At 43.4% G+C, this 20,368-nt stretch carries 26 protein-coding genes; 19 read left to right on the top strand and 7 right to left on the bottom strand.

The features are described from left to right. Positions 1-2 precede the first annotated feature (2 nt). Positions 3-521, bottom strand: a complete 519-nt coding sequence (locus FS666_RS00735) for a DUF1189 family protein (RefSeq protein WP_186306426.1) — start codon at positions 519-521, stop codon at positions 3-5. A 161-nt stretch (positions 522-682) separates the two neighbouring features. Here FS666_RS00735 and FS666_RS00730 point away from each other — a divergent pair, with 161 nt between their 5' ends. The 4 genes from FS666_RS00730 to FS666_RS00715 all read left to right on the top strand — a co-directional run bounded on the left by FS666_RS00730 (position 683) and on the right by FS666_RS00715 (position 5,965). Continuing rightward, positions 683-1,168, top strand: a complete 486-nt coding sequence (locus FS666_RS00730; RefSeq protein WP_120068503.1) for a DUF456 domain-containing protein — start codon at positions 683-685, stop codon at positions 1,166-1,168. 105 nt (positions 1,169-1,273) lie between these two features. After that, complete coding sequence (sodA, locus tag FS666_RS00725) at positions 1,274-1,879, top strand: superoxide dismutase SodA (protein ID WP_144460211.1); 606 nt, start codon at positions 1,274-1,276, stop codon at positions 1,877-1,879. A 692-nt stretch (positions 1,880-2,571) separates the two neighbouring features. Continuing rightward, positions 2,572-3,786 carry an MFS transporter gene (locus tag FS666_RS00720; RefSeq protein ID WP_144460212.1) on the top strand — a complete coding sequence of 405 codons (1,215 nt, stop codon included), beginning with the start codon at positions 2,572-2,574 and terminating at the stop codon, positions 3,784-3,786. A 139-nt stretch (positions 3,787-3,925) separates the two neighbouring features. Continuing rightward, positions 3,926-5,965, top strand: coding sequence for a peptidoglycan D,D-transpeptidase FtsI family protein (locus tag FS666_RS00715; RefSeq protein WP_235870253.1), 2,040 nt, complete (start codon positions 3,926-3,928; stop codon positions 5,963-5,965). A gap of 28 nt (positions 5,966-5,993) precedes the next feature. On the opposite strand, the gene FS666_RS00710 is transcribed toward FS666_RS00715, so the two are convergent. Further along, the gene (locus FS666_RS00710) at positions 5,994-6,449 is read right to left on the bottom strand and encodes an endolytic transglycosylase MltG (protein ID WP_186310919.1); all 456 of its coding nucleotides are present in this window, start codon (positions 6,447-6,449) and stop codon (positions 5,994-5,996) included. Beyond that, positions 6,449-6,829 carry a hypothetical protein gene (locus FS666_RS00705; RefSeq protein WP_120068490.1) on the bottom strand — a complete coding sequence of 127 codons (381 nt, stop codon included), beginning with the start codon at positions 6,827-6,829 and terminating at the stop codon, positions 6,449-6,451. The genes FS666_RS00710 and FS666_RS00705 overlap by 1 nt, the downstream gene beginning before the upstream one ends. 212 nt (positions 6,830-7,041) lie before the next feature. Here FS666_RS00705 and rpmG point away from each other — a divergent pair, with 212 nt between their 5' ends. The 6 genes from rpmG to FS666_RS00675 all read left to right on the top strand — a co-directional run bounded on the left by rpmG (position 7,042) and on the right by FS666_RS00675 (position 12,069). Beyond that, positions 7,042-7,191 carry a 50S ribosomal protein L33 gene (rpmG, locus tag FS666_RS00700; RefSeq protein WP_018705928.1) on the top strand — a complete coding sequence of 50 codons (150 nt, stop codon included), beginning with the start codon at positions 7,042-7,044 and terminating at the stop codon, positions 7,189-7,191. A gap of 75 nt (positions 7,192-7,266) precedes the next feature. Beyond that, positions 7,267-7,836: a 5-formyltetrahydrofolate cyclo-ligase gene (locus FS666_RS00695; protein WP_186306427.1), complete on the top strand. Its 570-nt coding sequence runs from the start codon at positions 7,267-7,269 to the stop codon at positions 7,834-7,836. 56 nt (positions 7,837-7,892) lie between these two features. After that, a complete protein-coding gene (locus FS666_RS00690) occupies positions 7,893-8,075 on the top strand; it encodes a protein YqgO (RefSeq protein ID WP_120068484.1) in 183 nt (60 codons plus the stop codon). 129 nt (positions 8,076-8,204) lie between these two features. Then, positions 8,205-9,716 (top strand): rhomboid family protein, encoded by a 1,512-nt coding sequence (locus FS666_RS00685; protein WP_120068482.1) that lies wholly within the window; start codon positions 8,205-8,207, stop codon positions 9,714-9,716. 18 nt (positions 9,717-9,734) lie between these two features. Further along, positions 9,735-9,941: a YqgQ family protein gene (locus FS666_RS00680; protein ID WP_120068971.1), complete on the top strand. Its 207-nt coding sequence runs from the start codon at positions 9,735-9,737 to the stop codon at positions 9,939-9,941. 238 nt (positions 9,942-10,179) lie between these two features. Then, the gene (locus FS666_RS00675) at positions 10,180-12,069 is read left to right on the top strand and encodes an LTA synthase family protein (protein ID WP_144599864.1); all 1,890 of its coding nucleotides are present in this window, start codon (positions 10,180-10,182) and stop codon (positions 12,067-12,069) included. An 81-nt stretch (positions 12,070-12,150) separates the two neighbouring features. Here FS666_RS00675 and FS666_RS00670 read toward each other — a convergent pair whose 3' ends face one another. Beyond that, a complete protein-coding gene (locus FS666_RS00670) occupies positions 12,151-12,318 on the bottom strand; it encodes a DUF2759 domain-containing protein (RefSeq protein ID WP_120068479.1) in 168 nt (55 codons plus the stop codon). Positions 12,319-12,547: 229 nt separating this feature from the next. Between FS666_RS00670 and FS666_RS00665 the strand changes: the two genes are divergently transcribed. After that, on the top strand, positions 12,548-13,171 hold the full coding sequence (locus FS666_RS00665) for an MBL fold metallo-hydrolase (RefSeq protein ID WP_120068475.1): 624 nt from the start codon (positions 12,548-12,550) through the stop codon (positions 13,169-13,171). A gap of 44 nt (positions 13,172-13,215) precedes the next feature. Here the strand turns inward: FS666_RS00665 and FS666_RS00660 are convergent, their stop codons facing one another. Then, a complete protein-coding gene (locus tag FS666_RS00660) occupies positions 13,216-13,461 on the bottom strand; it encodes a DUF2626 domain-containing protein (protein ID WP_120068472.1) in 246 nt (81 codons plus the stop codon). Positions 13,462-13,698: 237 nt separating this feature from the next. Here FS666_RS00660 and comGA point away from each other — a divergent pair, with 237 nt between their 5' ends. From comGA to FS666_RS00620, 8 genes are read left to right on the top strand one after another with little or no spacing between them, the layout of a single operon-like run. Further along, positions 13,699-14,820 (top strand): competence type IV pilus ATPase ComGA, encoded by a 1,122-nt coding sequence (gene comGA, locus FS666_RS00655; RefSeq protein WP_120068469.1) that lies wholly within the window; start codon positions 13,699-13,701, stop codon positions 14,818-14,820. Continuing rightward, entirely contained in the window at positions 14,735-15,790 is a 1,056-nt protein-coding gene (gene comGB, locus FS666_RS00650; protein ID WP_120068466.1) for a competence type IV pilus assembly protein ComGB, read from the top strand. The genes comGA and comGB overlap by 86 nt, the downstream gene beginning before the upstream one ends. Before the next feature lie 20 nt (positions 15,791-15,810). Continuing rightward, the gene (gene comGC, locus FS666_RS00645; protein ID WP_120068464.1) at positions 15,811-16,134 is read left to right on the top strand and encodes a competence type IV pilus major pilin ComGC; all 324 of its coding nucleotides are present in this window, start codon (positions 15,811-15,813) and stop codon (positions 16,132-16,134) included. Between the two features lies 1 nt (position 16,135). After that, positions 16,136-16,585 carry a competence type IV pilus minor pilin ComGD gene (comGD, locus tag FS666_RS00640; protein WP_120068461.1) on the top strand — a complete coding sequence of 150 codons (450 nt, stop codon included), beginning with the start codon at positions 16,136-16,138 and terminating at the stop codon, positions 16,583-16,585. Beyond that, positions 16,572-16,880, top strand: coding sequence for a type II secretion system protein (locus FS666_RS00635; RefSeq protein WP_144460214.1), 309 nt, complete (start codon positions 16,572-16,574; stop codon positions 16,878-16,880). The genes comGD and FS666_RS00635 overlap by 14 nt, the downstream gene beginning before the upstream one ends. Then, positions 16,852-17,346 (top strand): competence type IV pilus minor pilin ComGF, encoded by a 495-nt coding sequence (comGF, locus tag FS666_RS00630; protein ID WP_144460216.1) that lies wholly within the window; start codon positions 16,852-16,854, stop codon positions 17,344-17,346. The genes FS666_RS00635 and comGF overlap by 29 nt, the downstream gene beginning before the upstream one ends. 11 nt (positions 17,347-17,357) lie before the next feature. Further along, positions 17,358-17,648, top strand: coding sequence for a hypothetical protein (locus FS666_RS00625; protein ID WP_144460218.1), 291 nt, complete (start codon positions 17,358-17,360; stop codon positions 17,646-17,648). Positions 17,649-17,703: 55 nt separating this feature from the next. Next, positions 17,704-17,913 (top strand): YqzE family protein, encoded by a 210-nt coding sequence (locus FS666_RS00620; protein WP_120068449.1) that lies wholly within the window; start codon positions 17,704-17,706, stop codon positions 17,911-17,913. Here FS666_RS00620 and FS666_RS00615 read toward each other — a convergent pair. Both FS666_RS00615 and FS666_RS00610 read right to left on the bottom strand, forming a co-directional pair. Continuing rightward, a complete protein-coding gene (locus FS666_RS00615; protein ID WP_120068446.1) occupies positions 17,899-18,693 on the bottom strand; it encodes a YqhG family protein in 795 nt (264 codons plus the stop codon). The two genes, FS666_RS00620 and FS666_RS00615, sit on opposite strands and share 15 nt — an antisense overlap. Next, entirely contained in the window at positions 18,662-20,353 is a 1,692-nt protein-coding gene (locus tag FS666_RS00610) for a DEAD/DEAH box helicase (RefSeq protein ID WP_120068443.1), read from the bottom strand. Before FS666_RS00610 ends, FS666_RS00615 begins: the two co-directional genes overlap by 32 nt. Positions 20,354-20,368 lie beyond the last annotated feature (15 nt).

Below are 20,368 nucleotides of genomic sequence, written 5' to 3'. Positions count from 1 at the left end.
ATTCATTGGTCGGTTCTTTTTTTGGGCTTTGGAATAGCTTGAATGGCGGCCAATATAATTCCAGCAACAATTACCAGAGCCAACAGGAAGAAATAAGTCTCCTCAAAATTAAAGAGATGAAGCAAGCTAAAGATGACTATCGGAAGCGTGGCGCTGCATGCTGTCAGTCTCCAGCTCTGCCTATAGGGAAGCTTTCTTCCCAGCCGCTTTGCAATCGGCTCGCCAATACCGGCCAAAATGGTGATGGCCAAAAAAAGAAGGCCGGCATTGAAAATATATGTGGTAATGATAATAACGATGGTCACCAGGCCTTTTGATCCGGCATCTGAAACAGTTTCTCCATAGTCACTCATTAAATCCTGTCGGAAGATCATATTGTAGAAACCGCCCAGAGATAAGAAGAGTGCTAGAATAAATACATGCTGGATTGACTTGCCGATTGTCAAAAACCTGTATTTAGCAATTTCTTTTGGTGAATACAAGCTTTTGAAAAAAATAGACATGAGTGAAACTTTTCTCAAAACTTTCACGTCCTTCATTGCGTATACTATTTATTTTCGTTCTTCCATTGAATGGATTCAAGCTTTTGAGGAAAGTTTGACAAAAAAGTCGAAAATAGGTTTATATAACACCTTCTTAGCGTATAAAACATTATGTACACGAAAAAAGGGGATACGGATATATGGATATACTTTATTGGTCGATTATTTCTATCGCGATCGTTTTGGCTTTTGTTGGACTTGTCTACCCGGTTATTCCCAGCGTTCTCCTGTTATTGGGCGCATTTCTTTTGTACGGGGTCTTTTATTCTTTCTCGCCGCTAAACTTTCTTTTCTGGACTGTTCAAATTTTGCTTGTAGCCCTGATTTTCATTGCGGATTATCTGGCAAATCTCCTCGGAGTAAAAAAGTTTGGCGGTTCAAAGGCAGGGGTATGGGGAAGTACTATCGGCCTTCTCTTGGGACCGTTTGTTATTCCGGTTGCCGGCATTTTGATTGGCCCATTCATCGGGGCAGTGGCAGGGGAAATATTGGTTAACCGCACGAAATTCCGGCCCGCAGTCAACATTGGCGTAGGGTCTGTACTTGGGTTCATCGGAAGTGTCATAACGAAAGCGGTCATTCAGCTTTTTATGGTTGGATATTTCCTTTTCCTGGTGTTAAAATAGGCAAGCATAAAATTTGAATGCGATATCAATATTTGATAATCTAATGGTGGAATACGATTGAATCGTTCAATGATTCAAAAAAATTACATAGGAGGAGATTTAATCATGGCATACGAATTACCACAGTTACCATACGCTTACGATGCGTTGGAGCCACACATCGATAAGGAAACGATGAATATTCACCACACAAAGCACCACAACACATACGTTACAAACCTGAATAAAGCTGTAGAAGGCAGCGAATTGGCCAATAAGCCTGTTGAAGAATTGATTGCTGACCTTGATTCTGTTCCAGAGTCAATCAGAACAGCGGTACGCAACAATGGAGGCGGCCACGCGAACCACTCTTTATTCTGGAAACTGCTTTCCCCGCAAGGCGGAGGGGAGCCAAGCGGAGACTTGAAAGATGCCATTGAAAGCAAATTCGGCAGCTTCGAAAAATTCAAAGAAGAATTTGAAGCAGCAGGTGCAGGCCGTTTCGGTTCTGGATGGGCTTGGCTGATCGTCAATAACGGCGAATTGGAAATCACAAGCACACCTAACCAGGACAGCCCGATCATGGAAGGCAAAAAGCCTATTTTGGGCCTTGATGTTTGGGAGCATGCTTACTATCTTAAATATCAAAACCGCCGTCCTGATTACATGAAAGCATTCTGGAATGTAGTCAACTGGAACGAAGTGCAAAAGCTTTATAACGAAGCTAAATAATTGGTGCGATGATGAAAACGAATCGCCTGCATATGCGGGTGATTCGTTTTTTTATTCAACAAAATTCGGGGAGCGAGCCTTCTCTAGCGATTTTCTTGTGCTTGTCGCCTAAAGCTGCGAGCCTTTCGCTTTTCCTATTGTCCAGCTCCAGGCGCCATCGGCTCGAGGCCACAAGCCAATCGCTGCTGAAGGCAAACTACGCCTTCTTCAGCGATTGGCTTGTGCTTGTCGCCGATAAGCAGGCGCCTTCCGCTTTTCCTATTGTCTAGCTCCATCGCCTATCGACTAGCAGACTTCGGACCTAAATGTGCTCCAAGGCAAAGCCTATTCGGGATGTTATGTTACCTTGTCGCAAAGCTGCAAGATGTATATTCAAGGAAGACTCACATGATGCGAGAGAAATCAGCCGCTTTCCTACGATAAGTCAACATCGCTTCACTTCGTTACGCGTGTTGTCCGGCTGCGAGTGCCATCGGCTCGAGGTCATAAGCCAATCGCTGCTGAAGGCAAACTACGCCTTCTACAGCGCTCGTCTTATGCTTGTCGCCGATAAGCAGGCACTCTCCGCACTTCCTTATCCTTTATCTCGTCAAAGGTACTCCAGTCTGTACGTCGATGAACAGGCGATTCCGCTTTTCCTAGTATAAAACATTTCCTTTCACAAAAAATAGTTTGTGTAAAGGAGTTCTGTCATGGTAAAAAAATTATTGGGAAAAGTGGAAGTGGAAAAGGACCTGGCACTGCTCCTCCTTATTGGCGGTCTTTATTCGCTGAGCATTGCCTTGTCCAACACGTTTGTAAATATTTATTTATGGAAACAGTCGGGGAAATTTATGGATTTGGCCCTTTACAACTTAGCGATTGTTTTTTTTCAGCCATTAACATTCATATTGGCAGGCAGATGGGCGAAAAAAATTGACAGAGTGATTGTGCTGCGGATCGGCGTTGCATTTTTGGCGCTCTTTTTTTTGGTTGTATTATTTTTGGGAGAAAAAGCGCAGGCGCATTTAATTATTTTGGGGAGTCTGCTCGGAATAGGCTATGGTTTTTATTGGCTTGCATTCAATGTGCTCACATTCGAAATTACAGAACCGGAAACGCGTGATTTTTTCAATGGCTTTCTTGGAACGCTCACATCAGCCGGAGGGGTGATCGGCCCCATTTCAGCCGGCTTCCTGATTACCAGGTTCGCCTCCAACATTGGCTACACCATCATCTTCGCCATCTCCCTGATATTGTTTGCCATGGCGGTCATCATCAGTTTCTTCATTAAAAGAAGACCGGCAAACGGGGTTTACTGTTTCGGAAGAGTTGTAAAAGAAAGGAAAAACAATCAAAACTGGAAATATATTACGAATGCACATTTTTTACAGGGATTCAGGGATGGGACGTTCATTTTCATCATATCTGTATTTGTTTTTATTTCCACAGGAAGTGAGCTTGCGCTGGGTACGTTTGGTTTGATCAACTCAGGGATTTCGTTTATCGCCTATTGGCTTGCTGGACGTTTGATAAAAAATGACAGAAGAAAAAAAGCCATGCTTTTGGGGGGGCTCCTTCTGTATTTGTCTCTTTTCCTGATCGTTTTTGAAATGACCTATCCGCGTTTGCTTATCTATGCGGGTGCCATAGCGATCGCTTATCCGATTATGCTCGTTCCATACTTTTCCATGACGTATGATGTCATTGGTAAAAGCTGGAAAGCGGCTGAAATGAGGATTGAGTATATCGTAGTGAAAGAATTATTCTTAAATTCGGGCCGGGTCGTTTCAATATTGTCTTTCATTGCGGCCATCCTGTTTTTCGATGAACAAAAAAGCATTCCCATACTATTGCTGATCATTGGTACCGGACACGGATTGGCGGCTTTGCTGCTTCAAAAAGTGAAAGTCACCCTTTCTCCATAAAATACACCATCTTTTTTCCAAACATTGTAGAAAATAAAAGTTTTTTCTTTTACAATATAAGATACGGATAAGGGAGAAAGGGCTGGAGAAATTGAATAACAATAAGGAAAAGAAGAAGAAAAACCATGTTCCCTTCAGAATGAACATGCTGTTTTTTATTGTCTTTTTGTTATTTTCGCTGTTGATTCTCCGTCTCGGAGTAATTCAGATTGTATACGGTGAAGATGCGAAACGGGAAGTTGAGAGGACGGAGGACATTACCGTCAACAAATCAGTGCCAAGGGGTAAAATTTATGACCGGAAACACAGGCTTGTAGTGGATAACGAGCCGAAAAAGGCAATAACATATACCGTTCCGAATCAATTTGACCAAAAGGAAACACTGAAAACAGCCAAGGAATTGGCCAAGCTGATTCATAAAGATACAGACAAAATCACGGAAAGGGACAAGATCGACTACTGGCTTATGACCCACCCGGACGAAGCTGCCAAAAAGGTCAGCAAGGCTGAACTTGAGAAATACAAAGATAAAAATGATGAATTATATAAGCTTCAACGGGATCGGGTGACAAAAGAAGAAATTGCCAGCCTCACAAAAGAAGACCTTGAAGTACTGGCAATATATCGAGAGTTTACAGGTGGATATGCCCTTACCCAGCAAATTGTTAAAAATGAAGATGTTTCAACAGAGGAATACGCCCAGGTAAGTGAAAGGCTTGCAGAACTTCCGGGTGTTGACACAACGACTGACTGGGAACGGAAATATACCTATGACGATACATTGAGATCGATCTTAGGCAATGTAAGCAACGGCCTGCCGAGTGAAAAAATGGATTATTACATGTCACGGGGCTACAGCAGGAATGACAGGGTAGGAAAAAGTTATATCGAACTTCAATATGAGGATGTACTTCGCGGCCAAAAAGAAAAAGTCAAAAACATTACCCGTTCGGGCTCTGTCATTGAATCAAAAGTCCTCCATGAAGGGCAGCGCGGGAAAGATCTCGTTTTGACTGTTGATATGGAGCTTCAGCGCGAAGTAGACAAAATTATTGAGGAAGAACTGCGCAAAACGAAAATGCGGGGAGGGACGGGCCTCCTTGACCGGGCCTTTGTCACATTGATGGACCCGTATACGGGCGAAATACTCGCGATGTCCGGAAAGCAATATGCTTATGATGAAGAAGAGGGAAGGTACAAGTTCAGCGATTTCGCTTCTGGGAACTTTACCACGTCATACGTAGTGGGATCGTCAGTCAAGGGGGCAACAGTTCTCACAGGGTATATGACTGGAGTAAACACCCCTGGAAAAACTATATTGGATGAACCCATTATCATTAAAGGGTCAAAACCTAAAAGTTCCCATTTTAATCGAGGTGGATATATTTATCTCAATGATCATACTGCTTTAGTCCGTTCTTCAAACGTGTATATGTATAAGACGGCTATTGCCATTGGTGACGGCCAGTACAGAAGAGGGCAATCACTGATCATCGATAAAGAAAAAGCATTTCGGGAAATGCGGGAACATTTCAGCCAGTTTGGCCTTGGAATCCGTACCGGATTAGATCTGCCTGGAGAACAGATTGGCTTTCGGGGTTCTGTCGAAGAGGCCCATGGAGGTAACGTCCTCGACTTTGCCATCGGCCAGTATGATTCCTATACACCGCTTCAACTGGCCCAATATGTATCGACTATCGCCAACGGCGGGTATCGGATGCAGCCGCATATCGTGAAGGAAATCAGGGAACCTTCGGACGGAAAAGAAGAGTTGGGACCGCTCGCCCAGGAAGTGCAGCCGAAAGTATTGAATCGGATTAACGCACAGGATTCCTGGATTCAAAGAGTGCAGGGTGCGTTCTGGGGTGTTTTCCATGAAGCGAACGGGACAGGACGGGCCTTTGCAAGCGAACCGTATCGCCCGGCCGGAAAAACGGGAACGGCAGAAACCGTGGACAGAGGAACCGGCGTCTGGAACCTTTCACTTATAGCTTTTGCTCCATATGAAAACCCCGAGGTGGCAATGTCCATCGTTGTACCTTCTGCTTACGTAAAAGGCGGTTCTCCGAACAATATCAATACTGATATCGGAAAACGGGTGTTAAAAGCCTATTTTGACTTAAAAAATAAAAAAGATGGCGCAGCTTCAGAAGAAACAAATGAAGATGCAGAAGAATAAAGATAAAGCAGGCTCTTTGGAGCCTGCTTTACTCTTTCTCAGGAAGATTTCCTGTGATTGTTTCGGCAATTTCCTGCAGCCCCATTTCGCTTGTAAGCTCATAATCGCCGATTTGAATGGATTGCTGCCATTTCTTTTTGGCCAGATAATCATTGAATTCATTCGCATCTTCAATGATTTCGGCCTTTTCCATCTGCCTGCCCACTTCTTTTGAAGTCATGCCATCGTTAATATTTAAATGCATGACTTTTACAACAGAATTGTCCGGCTTTGCCGCTTTTTCCTTTTTCAGGTCTTCATATTTTTGTTTCCATTCCTTGGCATCCTGCTCAAGGCGACTGTAATCTTCCTGTTTTACCTCGACATAGCCTTCCTTAGGAGGAGCTGCCGCTTCACTCTTCGGGTCAAGGCTTTTGATTCCGAAAAGAATAACTGCAATCACAAGCAATACGGAAGCCACCTGTCTTGTAACACGCCTGTCCATCATATCGTCCTCCCGGAGGCAGACCTGCTGGAATCGATGATTTTTCGGACAGTTTCCGGGGGAAGGGAAGACTGCTTGGAGATCCGCTGCAAATCAATCCCCTGCTGATGCAATGCCAGCACCTGGTTTTTTAAGACTTCGTGGACAACCGGGCTGTCCTTTTCCAATTGGTTATGTGATGGGTGGACGATATGCTTTTCGAGAAGCAGCTCCTCCTCAAGCAGCCCGACCCTTTTTTTCAGATTATGGGAGTCCTGTAAAAGGGTCATGGATAATTCTTCAAGCTCCGCCTCCAGCTCGCTTGTCTTATCTTTCTGAAAAAAGGAAATGATGAAAAGCAGCAAAGATGATGATAATAAAATGATAATGGCTATATTCATAGTTCACCTCGGAAAAAGTTTACATTTCCTTTATAACACAAAGGGGATATTTCAGCCATGCCCGGGGATTCGTTTTCGTGTATTTACTGTTACAAATTTCAAGTTTGCCAATACATTTTTGGCAAATACAGACTGGCATTTCATTTAAAATAATGATATTATATAAAAGTCCTAAGAATAGTGAGAATGCCATGAAGTTTGGAGGGATAGACATGCGTGTAAATATTACATTGGCTTGCACTGAGTGCAATGATCGCAATTATATTTCAACAAAAAACAAACGTAATAATGCTGACCGCCTTGAGCTTAAAAAATACTGCCCAAGAGAAAAAAGGGTTACACTGCATCGTGAAACAAAATAATGACAAAAAGAGCCAGGACACTGAACAAACGGTGGAACTGGCTTTTTTATATAAAAATTTCCGAGGTGCAATGAAGTGGATAAACAATCGTTCAGGAAGAATATGAGCAGCCAGCTGCAGGCAATGGACCGGATGACATATGAACAGTTCTCTTTTATGATAGGTACTTCATTTATCGAAACAGATGTGTGGAAAAACAGCCGGACGATCGGTTTAACAGTTTCGCGTTTTCCGGAAGTTGATACGTGGCAGCTGATCCGCAAAGGCTGGGAACAGGGGAAAAGGATTGTAGTCCCAAAGTGCATACCGGCTACGAAAGGAATGTCCTTCCGGAAAATATCCGCATTTACACAATTGGAAAATTCGTTTTTCGGCTTGTTTGAGCCAATTGAGTCCCAGACGGAAGAAGTTCCAAAAAGTGAGATTGACTTATTGGTCGTACCAGGACTTGTTTACAGCAGGAACGGCTATCGCATCGGCTTTGGCGGCGGATATTACGACCGTTTCCTGGAAGGCTTCCGGGGGAGGACTGTTTCACTTGCTTTTTGCAGACAATTGAACGGAAATATCCCAGTTGAAGAACACGACATTCCAGTAGATAAAATCGTCACTGAAAAAGGCCTGATTGACTGCAAAAGTAACTAAGCGGAATGCATAAAGCCTCCTCACTTTCGAACAATAAGGGAAGGAGGAGTTGCGAAATGAAAAAATTCATCTCAACCGTTATACTGCCGCTTGCTGCGATGACCATGCTTTACAAGTGGAGGTATAAACTTTTAAACATGATTCTTGGTAACGATACGATCAGGAGGATGAGCGTCAGGGCTGCCATGGGTATCCCGGGTGTGCGCTTCCGCCTGATCAGCAGGGCGTTCAGGAGCTGAAAAGACCTCAGGTGAGGTCTTTTTTCTTTACCTTCTACTGATTCCTTTACATTTCCTTTTGCGTTTCGCTATAGTAGAATCACAGCAATATAGCGATATGTGCGAGAAAAGCAGGGAAGGGGAAAAATTTTGACGGAACGTGAGCGGTATTTATTCTGGAAGCTGGTCAATTATTTTATAATAGATCTCGATTACAGGCTTGTTCACATTGATAGAGAGGAAAATGAAATCTGGCTGGAGACCGTCCGCCATAAAAAAGTCGATGTTGTCAGGATTTTGGCGGAGGACACTGACTGGGCCAACTGGTTGAAACGGGATATAATTCAAACGGGCCTGAAGGCGGAAGGGATCCGGAAACAACTGATGAAAAGGGATTTCAATGTACTGAATATTTATGTGTCAGGGCATGCACCGGTTGACGATTATGAATTTGTCATTCAGCAACCCCATGACGTCGAAAACGGCAAAACACATATCCGGACTTTGTTGATGGCAGAAGAGACATTGGATGAATCGCTTGTCCAAATCAACGAAACCTTTGACAGTCCTTTTCAAATCCAGGCAAGTGAATTTTATGATCTATCTCTTACAGATGAATTAAGGCAATCGGCCATTCAAAAAGCTAAAAACCGGGAACGGGAGGAAAGGGAGCTTTTTGAGCATGGGAAACCTTTTTTCACCTATTTGTTCATAGCAGTGCAAGTTTTGATGTTTCTTATTGTGGAAATCAATGGAGGCAGCACAAATGTAGAAACCCTTATTCAATATGGTGCGAAATTTAATCCGCTCATATTGGCGGGTGAGTGGTGGAGATTTTTTACACCGATCTTTTTACATATCGGATTATTGCACCTGCTGATGAATACACTGGCATTGTATTATTTGGGAACAGCCGTTGAAAGGATTTTTGGGCGCTTCCGCTTTTTATGGATATACTTATTCTCCGGTTTTGCAGGTTCGGTTGCGAGCTTCGTATTCACGAGTAACCTGTCCGCCGGGGCAAGCGGGGCCATTTTCGGTTGTTTTGGAGCTCTCCTATATATGGGTGTGATCAATACAAAGCTTTTCTTCAGGACAATCGGCATGAATGTCATCGTTGTGATTATCATCAACCTGATCTTCGGCTTCACCGTTCCCGGCATTGACAATGCCGGCCACATCGGCGGGCTGATCGGGGGCTTTCTTGCTACCGGCATTGTCCATTTCCCCGGGAAAAGAAAATGGGGCCTGCAATCCATCTTCCTGCTTGCTGCTGCGGCTGCAGTTTATTTCATGTTACATTTGGGTTATCACAATGACCGTCCTGATGCTGTAAATGCCAGGGCCCAGGATCAAATTGAAAGCGGTGAGTATGAAGCGGCGTATGATACACTTTCAAAGTTTATATCCGAAGGCAAAGGGGATGCCGTCAGTTATTTTCAACTGGCCTATGCCGAAATCCAACTTCAAAAATATGACGATGCCAGAAAGCATTTGGAAAAAGCGGTTGAATTGGAGCCCGGCTTTCATGAAGCGCATTTCAATTTGGCATTGATTTATTTTGAACAAGGGGATACGAAAAAAGCAAAAGAGCATGCTTCAAAGGCAGAAAAAATATCAGATCAGGAAAAATACCGGGATTTTTTAAAGAAGATAGAATAATTGTATAAAGGTGATGAAATGGACTCGGTCTACGATGTACAGCAATTGTTAAAAAAGTTCGGCACTTATGTTTATATCGGGGACAGGCTGGCTGATCTGGAGATGATGGAAGCGGAAATCAGGGAATTATTCGCTGAACACTTGATTTCGCAGGAAGACTTCCAACAGTCCGTTCTGCTGCTTAGAAAGGAAAAGAACCAAATACACAGAAGACCGGAAGAATGAATGGGCAACTTTTTACTAAAATGTCACCTCAATCGGAAAAATGAACGAAGCTTTTTTGAGGTTTATTACGTCTAAAGTAAGGGTATAGTGCATACGCTGACTCTATGTATGGATGCTCTGTCCGAACGGCAGCAAGTTGATTTTTTACAAGAAACATATTATGATATTTCTTAGCGCTATCATGGTATTTCAATAAATTGGTAAATTAAGCACCATATAGCAAGCGGGAGGTAGGGCATTGAAGAGATTCAAGATTGAAAAAATTTCTCTACCGGTTTTAGCGGCTGTCATGCTTTGGATCAAGACATACGTCGTTTATAAAACAAGCTTCAACATTAAAATCGAAAATGTCATGCAGGAACTCATTCTGTTCATTAATCCTTTGAGCTTTTTGCTGTTCGCGTTCGGGATCGCGCTCTTCTTTAATTCGGAGAAAAATAGAAATCGCTATGTGATCATCACGAGCTTCATAATGGGGTTCATCCTTTATGCAAATGTGGTGTTTTACCGTTTCTTTACCGACTTTATTACATTGCCGGTACTATTCCAGACAAGCAACTTTGCCGACCTCGGAGACAGTGCATTAACGGAAATACATTGGTACGATATCGTTTATTTCATAGATATCATCCTATTGTTTTTGTTTATCAAATATAAACGGAAATACAAGGAATTTGTACCTGTAAAGAAAGTGAAACGCCGTGCGTATTTCCTTGTTGCAGCAGCTTTGCTTTTTCTGAATATCGGACTGGCAGAAACGGAACGTCCCCAGCTTCTGACAAGGACATTTGACAGGGAAATGCTTGTGAAAAACCTCGGCACATATAATTATCATTTATATGATATTTTTCTCCAGTCTAAATCGTCCGCACAGCGGGCAATGGCTGACGGCAGTGAACTGGTCGACATTGATAACTATGTAAGGGCCAACTATGTAAAGCCTGATAAAGATATGTTCGGGATTGCGGAAGACAGGAACTTAATCGTTGTCACGCTTGAGTCGCTGCAAAATTTTGTCATTAATAACGACGTGTACGGTGAGGAAATAACTCCGTTTTTGAATGATTTTATCAACGACAGTTATTACTTCGATCAATTCTATCATCAGACCGGGCAAGGAAAAACCTCGGATTCGGAGTTTCTGATTGAAAACTCCTTATATCCGCTAAGCCGCGGGGCAGTTTTCTTTACACACTCGGGAAACGAGATGGATTCCCTCGCAAAGAACTTGGGAGATAGAGGGTACTTTACGTCTGCCATGCATGCCAATAATAAAAGTTTCTGGAACCGGGATATCATGTACAAAGCCATCGGATACGATCATTTTTATTCCGCGTCGGACTACAATATCACCCCTGACATTTCGGTTGGATGGGGAATGAAAGATATACCATTCTTTGAACAGTCAGTGGACCTGATGAAAGAAATGCCGGAACCTTTTTACACGAAAATGATCACATTGACAAATCATCATCCATTCAGATTGGATGATGAAGACAAGTTCATTGATGAATATGACTCAAAAAGCGGCACCCTGAATCGATACTTCCAGACTGTCAGATATATGGATGAAGCGGTCAAACAGTTCATCCAAAAGCTGAAAGACGAAGGATTGTACGACAATTCCATTATCGTCATGTATGGCGATCATTACGGAATCTCGGAAAATCATAATGAAGCGATGGCGCAGTATTTGGGCAAAGAGGTGACTCCTTTCGTCAGTGCCCAGCTCCAGCAGGTGCCGTTGATCATCCATATTCCGGGCGTGACCGATCAGGGGAAAGGGAAAGTGATATCAAAGGTAGGCGGCCAAATTGACCTTAAGCCGACGATATTACACTTGCTTGGAATGGATACGAAAAAATCCATCCAATTCGGTGAAGACCTGTTCTCTGATGATCACCGGGATTTTGCAGTTTTCCGTGATGGACGTTTTGTTACAAAAGATTATGTATACGCCGATAATACGTGCTATTCAAAAGAGACAGAAGAGCCAACAGAAGCCACTTTCTGTGAACAGTATAAAGAAAAGGCAAGATTGGAGCTCGGATATTCGGATAAAATCATATACGGCGATTTGCTGAGATTTTATGAGTCATCCGATTACAGAAGCGACAATATGGATTAAGGAAAAGCTCCCGGATGGGAGCTTTGTTATATATAGATAGAAAAAAGCAGAAACCGCATGGTCTCTGCTTTTTTGGGCAAGTTATTCCGGAAAACCTGATTTGATGAAAGTCATGACTGAGAAGAAGCCAAACACTGCCACAGTACCGAATGAAAAAATCAATCCCAATACGTTTCTGTTTTTTAATGCGCCGATTAAAGCGAAAATGCCAAGAATGGCAACTAAGCCAAATATGATTGCTGTTCCCATTTATAAAATCTCCCTTCCGATATATTAAGGAATAAAAAGACTATGTATGAAAATATACGGCTCCTCCATATTTTATAGTTTTTTTGCCTGTTTGTCGAGTTTCAAAAGTGACACTTCTTTGACTTATAATATAGCTTACCCCTATTTGACTCTTTTACCCATTTTCCATAGCTCACTTCCATATTTTAATGGTAAACTTAATTAGAAATGAAGTGAAAGGAGCATGCAAATGAAGTGGAAACAAATACCCCTCGGACCGCTGCAGACAAATTGCTACCTGCTTTTTGACGAAGAAAAACAGTGTATCGTCATTGACCCAGGTGCCAATGGCGAAGGTTTGATCGAATACATTGAACAGGAAGGACTCAAACCGTTGGCGATATGTCTCACTCATGCGCATTTTGACCATATTGGGGCAGTGGAAGATGTACGGAATCATTGGAATATTCCCGTATACATACATGAAAATGAAAAAGAGTGGCTGCTGGATCCTTCTCTGAACGGCTCCGCTCGTCACCCGATGCAGCCGATCGCAGGAAAGCCTGCAGATCACTTTATTCAGGAGGAAGGCACTTTATCTATCGGGCCGTTTACAATGCAAATACTGGAAACCCCCGGGCATTCACCGGGAAGCGTTTCTTACTATTTAAAAGATATAGAAACTGTATTTTCAGGGGATGCCCTTTTTAACGGCGGCATCGGAAGAACAGATTTGCTTGGCGGTGACCACGCCACGCTGATCGACAGCATCCATAGTAAACTGCTGACATTGCCGGATCACACAATCGTCCTTCCGGGGCACGGGCTCTCAACTACTATTGAGGACGAGAGAACAAGCAATCCTTATCTGTAAAAACAAAGAAAGCTTCCGGACTTTTACGGAAGCTTTCTTTGTTCTTACGACAGTCCGCCGCCAGGCGGCATGAGGAACAGGGTATAGTATGTAAAACCAGCAAAGAATACAGTGAGGTATGCACCAAACACATACATATACATACGTTCTGTCAGGTTCAAGTAGCCAAGCAAAACAAAGAATCCTGTTTGGCCAAGAAAGAGTAAAGCGGTTTTATCCATTCCACCAAGGTAAAACATAACAGTAAAAATTCCAGTCCAAAAACCTAGTACTCTGTACATGCGATCCATAAAGAATCCCTCCTTTGCAGCATGTATTCCATCAAGTTCTTATTATAATGGAAAAGCAGCAAAAATGTAAATATATTCGCGGTCCCGATTGTGTCCAATGCGTGATAAAAAGAAAGGGTCATTTCATATATTACCCCATTTTCCTTCGTTTAAAAAATTTTTTATTTTTTAGCAGGAAAATGACTGACTGTGTCGAATACATCATATAAGAATTTAAAAGGTGGTGTTACATGATACATGACAATTGAAAGGACAGCCGATTTGCTGATTTCAGAGGCAGTACGGCTAAACGCTTCCGATATCCACATCATTCCGCGCCGTCAGGATTACCTCGTTAAGCTCCGTGTCCACGGGCAGCTGGGCCACTATGGAACCCTTCCGCCAATCGCAGGAGAAAGACTTATATCACATTTGAAATTCATGGCCTCGATGGATATTGGAGAAAGAAGAAAGCCTCAGAGCGGGTCCTGGCAAACACATACCCGCAATACTTTCGTGGCGCTTCGAATCTCCACACTGCCATCCACACTCTCCAAAGAAAGCCTGGTTATTAGAATCTTCCCGCAAAATCACTCTTTTTTCCTTGAAAAAATGTCCCTATTTCCCAAAAGCATGCTGCGGCTTATTTCAATGATGTCCCATTCACACGGGATGCTCATTTTCACAGGCCCGACAGGATCCGGAAAAACCTCGACCATCTATTCACTCGCGGAGTATTGTGCATCCGAGTTGAACCGCAATATTATTACATTGGAGGATCCGGTAGAAAGGCAGAGCGACCAGTTTTTGCAGATGCAGGTCAATGAAAAAGCCGGCATCACGTATCAAGCAGGATTAAAGGCAGTACTGCGCCATGATCCTGACATGATTTTTGTTGGAGAGATAAGGGATGCCGAAACGGCTGAGATCGCTGTGCGGGCAGCGATGACCGGACACCTCGTCCTGACAAGCATGCATACACGAAACGCTGAGGGCGCCGTGTACCGGCTTCTGGAATTCGGAATAAAGCCATTGGAAATTGAACAAACCTTGATAGGGGTCACAGCCCAGCGGCTCGTCTCTTTGCTATGCCCTTTTTGCGGAGACAAATGTTCGAAATATTGTGCCGGGGCCCATAAGATTAAACGGGCAGCTGTTTTTGAGATATTGGAAGGGGAGCGGCTGGAAAGGATTATTCGAATGACTTGGGGATCCACAGGCCCAAAAGACGCCGACTATGTCTACTCATTAAAAAGATTAATCAGAAAGGGGATTGCGCTTGGATATATCTCTCATGAAGAATATCGCCGGTGGATTTTTCAGGAAAGAGAAGAAGCTGAACCTGAAAGATCAAGGTTTTTTTCTGACGAAAATCAGTGAAATGCTTGGTAAGGGTTTCACATTGGGAGAATCTCTTGATTTCCTGGGGCGCACGAATGAAGGGCGTATGGTGATGTTTCAGTCCATGACATACGCCTTACAGTCGGGCCAGCCGATTTACGAAGTATTTTATAAGGAAGGTTTTGACCATCAGACATGCACACAGCTTTATTTCGCCGAAAGGCACGGTTTTCTGGTCACTGCATTGAAAGAATCAGGAGAGTATCTCCTGCGCAAAGATGAGCAGCGCAGAAAACTGATCCGTCTATTGCAATATCCCATCATACTCGCAGCCGTTTTAATCATCGTTAGTATTCTTCTGCAAACTCTTCTTTTACCGCGATTTCAAATGTTCTATGACTCCGTGGGATACAAGCCGAACATCATCCTTCAATTATTTCTTCATATGATGCAGACTCTGCCTCTTTATGCCTTGTCCGTGATTTGTGCAGCCCTTCTCGGGAGCGCTCTTTTTTTCAGGTTGCTGTATAAAAGATCCGCTTTGGAAAGAGCCGTGTTCTTTTCCGGACTTCCGGGCGTCCGAACCTACTACAGGCTTTATCAAACAACCTTTCTGGCAAGGGAATGGAGCTTCTTATTAAAAAGCGGGTTTTCCATCAACGAGATTATCCAAATCATGCTAAAGCAGGATTTCCATCCGTTATTAAAAGAGTCCGCAGTTGAAATAAGAGAGATGCTTACTTTCGGATATTCATTCTCGGAGGCTGTTTCACACCTCGGATTTGTGGAAGAGGAGCTGATGGTCATTGTTGCCCATGGAGAGAAAAATGGGAAGCTTGATGCTGAACTGATGTTTTACAGCCAATTTTGTCTGCAAAGGCTTGAAGAAAAAATCATGAAAGCGTTTTTGGTCATCCAGCCTATTGTTTTCGCTTTGATCGGCTTGGTTGTCATTGCCATTTACCTTTCGATTTTTCTTCCGATGTTTGAAGTCATTGATTCTATATGAAAAAGGAGAGTGTTTTTTGGATGAAAAATTTAATATGGAAAAACGAAAAAGGTTTTACTCTTATAGAAATGATGGTCGTCCTCCTTGTCATTACGGTATTGCTTCTGATCGCCCTGCCGAACATTACGAAACATAGCTCCAATATCAATAAAAAAGGCTGCGACGGACTTAAACAGATGGTGCAGGGACAGGTGGAGGCTTATCGGATGGACAACAAAGAAATTCCCACTGTGCAGCAATTAAAAACAGAGGGATATTTAAAAAATGAAGATTTGAAATGCCCGAACGGCAAATCCCTTTCAATTGATACCACTACCGGAGAGGTAAAAGAGGTGTCGAATTAGAATGGCACTGGGCATCCTGCGTTCAAACAGGGGTTTCACATTATTGGAATCTTTAATTGTCCTGACTGTTGTCTCAGCCGTCCTTCTCTTCGGGATCATCACTGTGAATCCTGCAATGGAATGGATGCAAAAAAGGATGTTCGTTTCCCAGCTGAAGGCAGATCTCTACCATGCCCATTCCCATGCTATCAATAGGAAGGAAAGGGTATCCGTCAGTTTTTCAAAGGGGGACAACCGATATTCTGCCACAGGTGAGTCCAGCGGGGTACTTTTCATAAGGGACGTTCCGCACCCTGTCAAAATTACAGGGGGCTCGTTGAGCCAGCTTCGGTTTCACATCACCCCTGACGGAACGATCAATCATTTCGGCGTCGTGAACTTCGTTCTGGACGATCATCCGATTGATCTCACTTTTCATATCGGAAGGGGGAGGTTTGTTGTTAAGGAATGAGGATGGCTTCACCTTTTTGGAGGGTATTGTTGCGCTTGGCCTTCTATTGCTTGTCACTTCCTCCTTTTTTCCGCTCATGTCGAACATGCTCGGCCATTTAAAGGAGGGGAAAAAAGAGATGACGGCCTACAGACTGATGTACGAACATGCCGAAAGGCACGCGGCCGACGGTACAATGGGGAGTGCCCGTATTATTTTGCATGATACCGTATTCGACCTGAACATAGAAGAGAACGAAAAAGGAGATTGGAAAGTGTGTGTCGGCTATGAGGAAAAAACTCACTGTGTTGACTGAGCAATCGGGATTTACTCTTTTGGAAGCCATTTTTTCGATATTCATCATCACTGTGATTATGTCACTTTTACCACTCATGTACCATTGGTTTTCGGCAATTGACCGTTCATTGTCCCCGGAGGAAGATTTTGAATGGAATATCTTCCTCATTCAGCTAAGGGATGAGCTTCGCACAGCCGACAGCTTTAGAAGTGGTTCAAAAGAAAGAATCTACCTTTTGAAGAACAGGGTTTCCATCAAATATGAGCGGCACAGCTGGAATATCAGGAGACAGGTGGAGGATAAGGGGCATGAGGTTGTTCTGCAAAATGTGAGAAAGTTCGAAGTGAAGGAAGAAGCACCCATGCTTGCCATCCATGTTGAATTTTTAAACGGAACAAAAGAAGAAGCAAGATTTCTGATGCCGCCAAGAGAGGAGGGGTCAACATTTTCAGTGAACGCGGTTCCGTACTACCCATCACATTGATCATCATTCTGGTGGCGGTATTCGCTGTCGGCCGTGCAGCAGAGTCCTACGTATCGCAATATAGTTACGTAAATGAGATACGGGAGTTTTATAAAAAGGAGATCCGGCAGCAGCTCGTCACGGGAAAACAGGCAGCAATCGAAAATCGCATGCTTAAGGAGAATTCGGAGCCCCCGGCGGAGGAAGGGATGAAAGATCAGGCAGACCGGCAGGATGGGGAGAATACGCTTTTCGGGAAGGAAGAAACAGGGAGTGATCTGGCAGAGGAAGGGCTTGTGCCCGGATCTCAAATAGAGCCGTAAGGGTTCAATTTAATCTGTTTTGGACATACTTCACTTAATGAAGGGATGTGTGAAGATGTCAACGGATGATTATGTGAAATATATGGCCAAGACACTGATCCAGCGTTTGGAAACACCGAAATCCGAAAGAAGGAAGCAGAGGTATGAACGCAAACAGATGAAAGCACCATTCCTGTTTAATTGGTTTGGAATGGTGCCCTTTTCACTGTTGATATCGTTTAAAAAAAGCAGACGGATGATTCGGGGAAAATTAAGCCGGCAATGAATTTAAGTAGAAGATCCCTCCGTTTAATATATCCACATGAACGGAAGGGCTATACTGTTCTTTCAATGCTTTTTTCTCTATAAAATAAGTTTCCGGCTTTTCTTCCACGCCTTCATAGAAATGATCCAGCAGCCGTGAATCTTCCTCCCATCTTTTCATGGCGGCATCTGCCCAAGGGTGATCCTTGCTTTGCACTTCGCTTGTCAAATACGACTCAATTCTTTTCAGGCCGCTGACAGGCATGATGATCGGGGAAATAGTAAAACAATAGTCCGGTATTTTGGGCGAAAGTACAATACTGTTCATTTTTTCGTCAAACGATTCAATCAGATTTCCATTGATTAAATTGAGGCCGAAAGATCTGAAAACATCTTTCTTTCTGTCGGAGCAGTATGATATTTTCATATTTACATTAAGCCATGGATGGAGCGCAACGTTTTGTCCTGTCTGCATCACGGGCCTTTCGTAAAGGCGGATATACGCCGCCAATTTTCTTGCGGTTTCAAAGAGCTGATGAAGCCGCGGCGCGCCGAAATGGACGAATTCCCCTTTCACATCCGGCGGTGCTTTTTCCTGGTCCGTAATGAAAGTGACCTTCATCGGGTTCGGAATACCGCCTGTTTTTTCGAGATATGTCCAATAAAAGGGGCGGTTCATCAGTTCTTTATCCATTTCAACCGTCAGCTGTACAGTCAGAAATCCTTGGCCGTTTTCCTCGATTGTACAGCCGGTTGCCATAAAAAACTGTTCAAGATATTGATGTATTTCCCGTTGAAGCATCTGCTGCATCTTCCTTTCTTATCGTATCGGCAAATTCAATCATTGCTGCGAGATTGGCCATTTTCACTTTCATTTCTCCCTCTGACCTCGAAGTTTTGAAAATATCCATCATATGCTCCTCAATGCTTCCGCCGTCCAACTTGGCCAAAATGTCATCAAGCTCTCCCACAACCCGTTCAAACAGCTTTATTTTGTTCGTAAGTAAGTTTACAATATGCTCTTCAATTGTGTTTTTTACAGCGAAATTATAAATATGGACATCGTCTTTCTGCCCAAGGCGATGAACGCGACCGATCCGCTGTTCCAGCCTCATGGGATTCCAGGGCAAGTCGTAGTTGATGACATGGCTGCAAAACTGGAGGTTGATTCCCTCGCCGCCTGCCTCTGTTGCTATAAGCACTTGCACTTGGTTCTTGAATAAATCCCTCATCCAGTCTTTTTTGCTTCGTTTAAAACCGCCGCGAAAGGGGACGGACTTTATCCCGTGCTGCTGAAGGAACCACTGCAGATATAATTGTGTTGCTCTATATTCGGTAAAAATGATCACTTTATCATCAATTTTTTTGATCAATTCCAAGGCTTTTTCCGCTTTGGAATTTCGAGTGACCGCATCGATCTTTTGCTGAATCAATTGTATGCATTTCATGTATTGGGCTGACGGATTTTCTTTTTGCAGCATGTTTTTTAAAGTGAAAAAAACGGCTTCCCTGCTGCTGCATGCTTCCCGCTGGAGCGTCATGATCGAAAATGCAGGCATGGGGATATCAGTTTGGCGCAGAAGGCCGATGGATTCATACAGATCCTTTTCCTCATTGTTGAAATGAATCGGAATCGTCTCGACATGGCGCTTGGTCCATTCAATGCCGGTATCAACCCTCCTGTTCCGGATCATCACTTTATTTACCAGGCTCTTTAAATGTTCATTTTCTTTGGCTGACAGCCTTTTATTTTTATACTTCTCCAAAAAGCTTGATTGGCTTCCAAGATGGCCCGGCTTTAACAAAGAGACAAGGTAAAAGATTTCTTCGATTTTATTCTGGATGGGCGTTGCCGTCAGCAAAAGGCAAAATTTCTTTTTAAGAGACTGCACAAACTCATAATTTTTTGTTCTATGGTTCTTCAGTTTATGCGCTTCGTCAATAATGATCAGGTCAAAGGCCTGCTCGGCGATGATTTCCTTATGGGGGCTCCTTTTCGCTGTGTCAATGGATGACACTACACAGTCATATCGTTCCCAGACATAACTTTTTGTGGCTGCAACGGCATGTATGTGAAATTTTGAATTCAATTCAAAGGTCCATTGGGAAACGAGGGATGCGGGCACCAGAATCAGGGCTCTTTTTACCAATCCCCTGATCATGTATTCTTTTAATACCAGTCCGGCTTCGATGGTTTTGCCGAGCCCCACTTCATCTGCCAATATGGCTTTTCCATTCATGTCCTCTATCACTCTTGCAGCAGTTTCTTTCTGATGAGGCAGAAGGGTTAATTCCGGCAGGTGCTTTGGTGCCACGAGCCCTTCGAAATCGGGAACAAGAAGATGCTTTTCTGCTGTCAAAGACAGATTAAACAGCTTTTGGTCCGCCCATGGCCCGTCCTTTTCAAACCGGTCCAAAAAACCGGGCATCCAATTCCGGTTGAAGTTGACTGTAACAGACATGATAGAACCTCCCGA

The organism is Siminovitchia fortis (assembly GCF_007681465.1).
In the GTDB taxonomy this organism is placed as follows: domain Bacteria; phylum Bacillota; class Bacilli; order Bacillales; family Bacillaceae_C; genus Siminovitchia; species Siminovitchia fortis.
The sequence above is the reverse complement of the archived record's forward strand: the minus strand, read 5'-3'. Positions and strand labels throughout refer to the sequence as shown.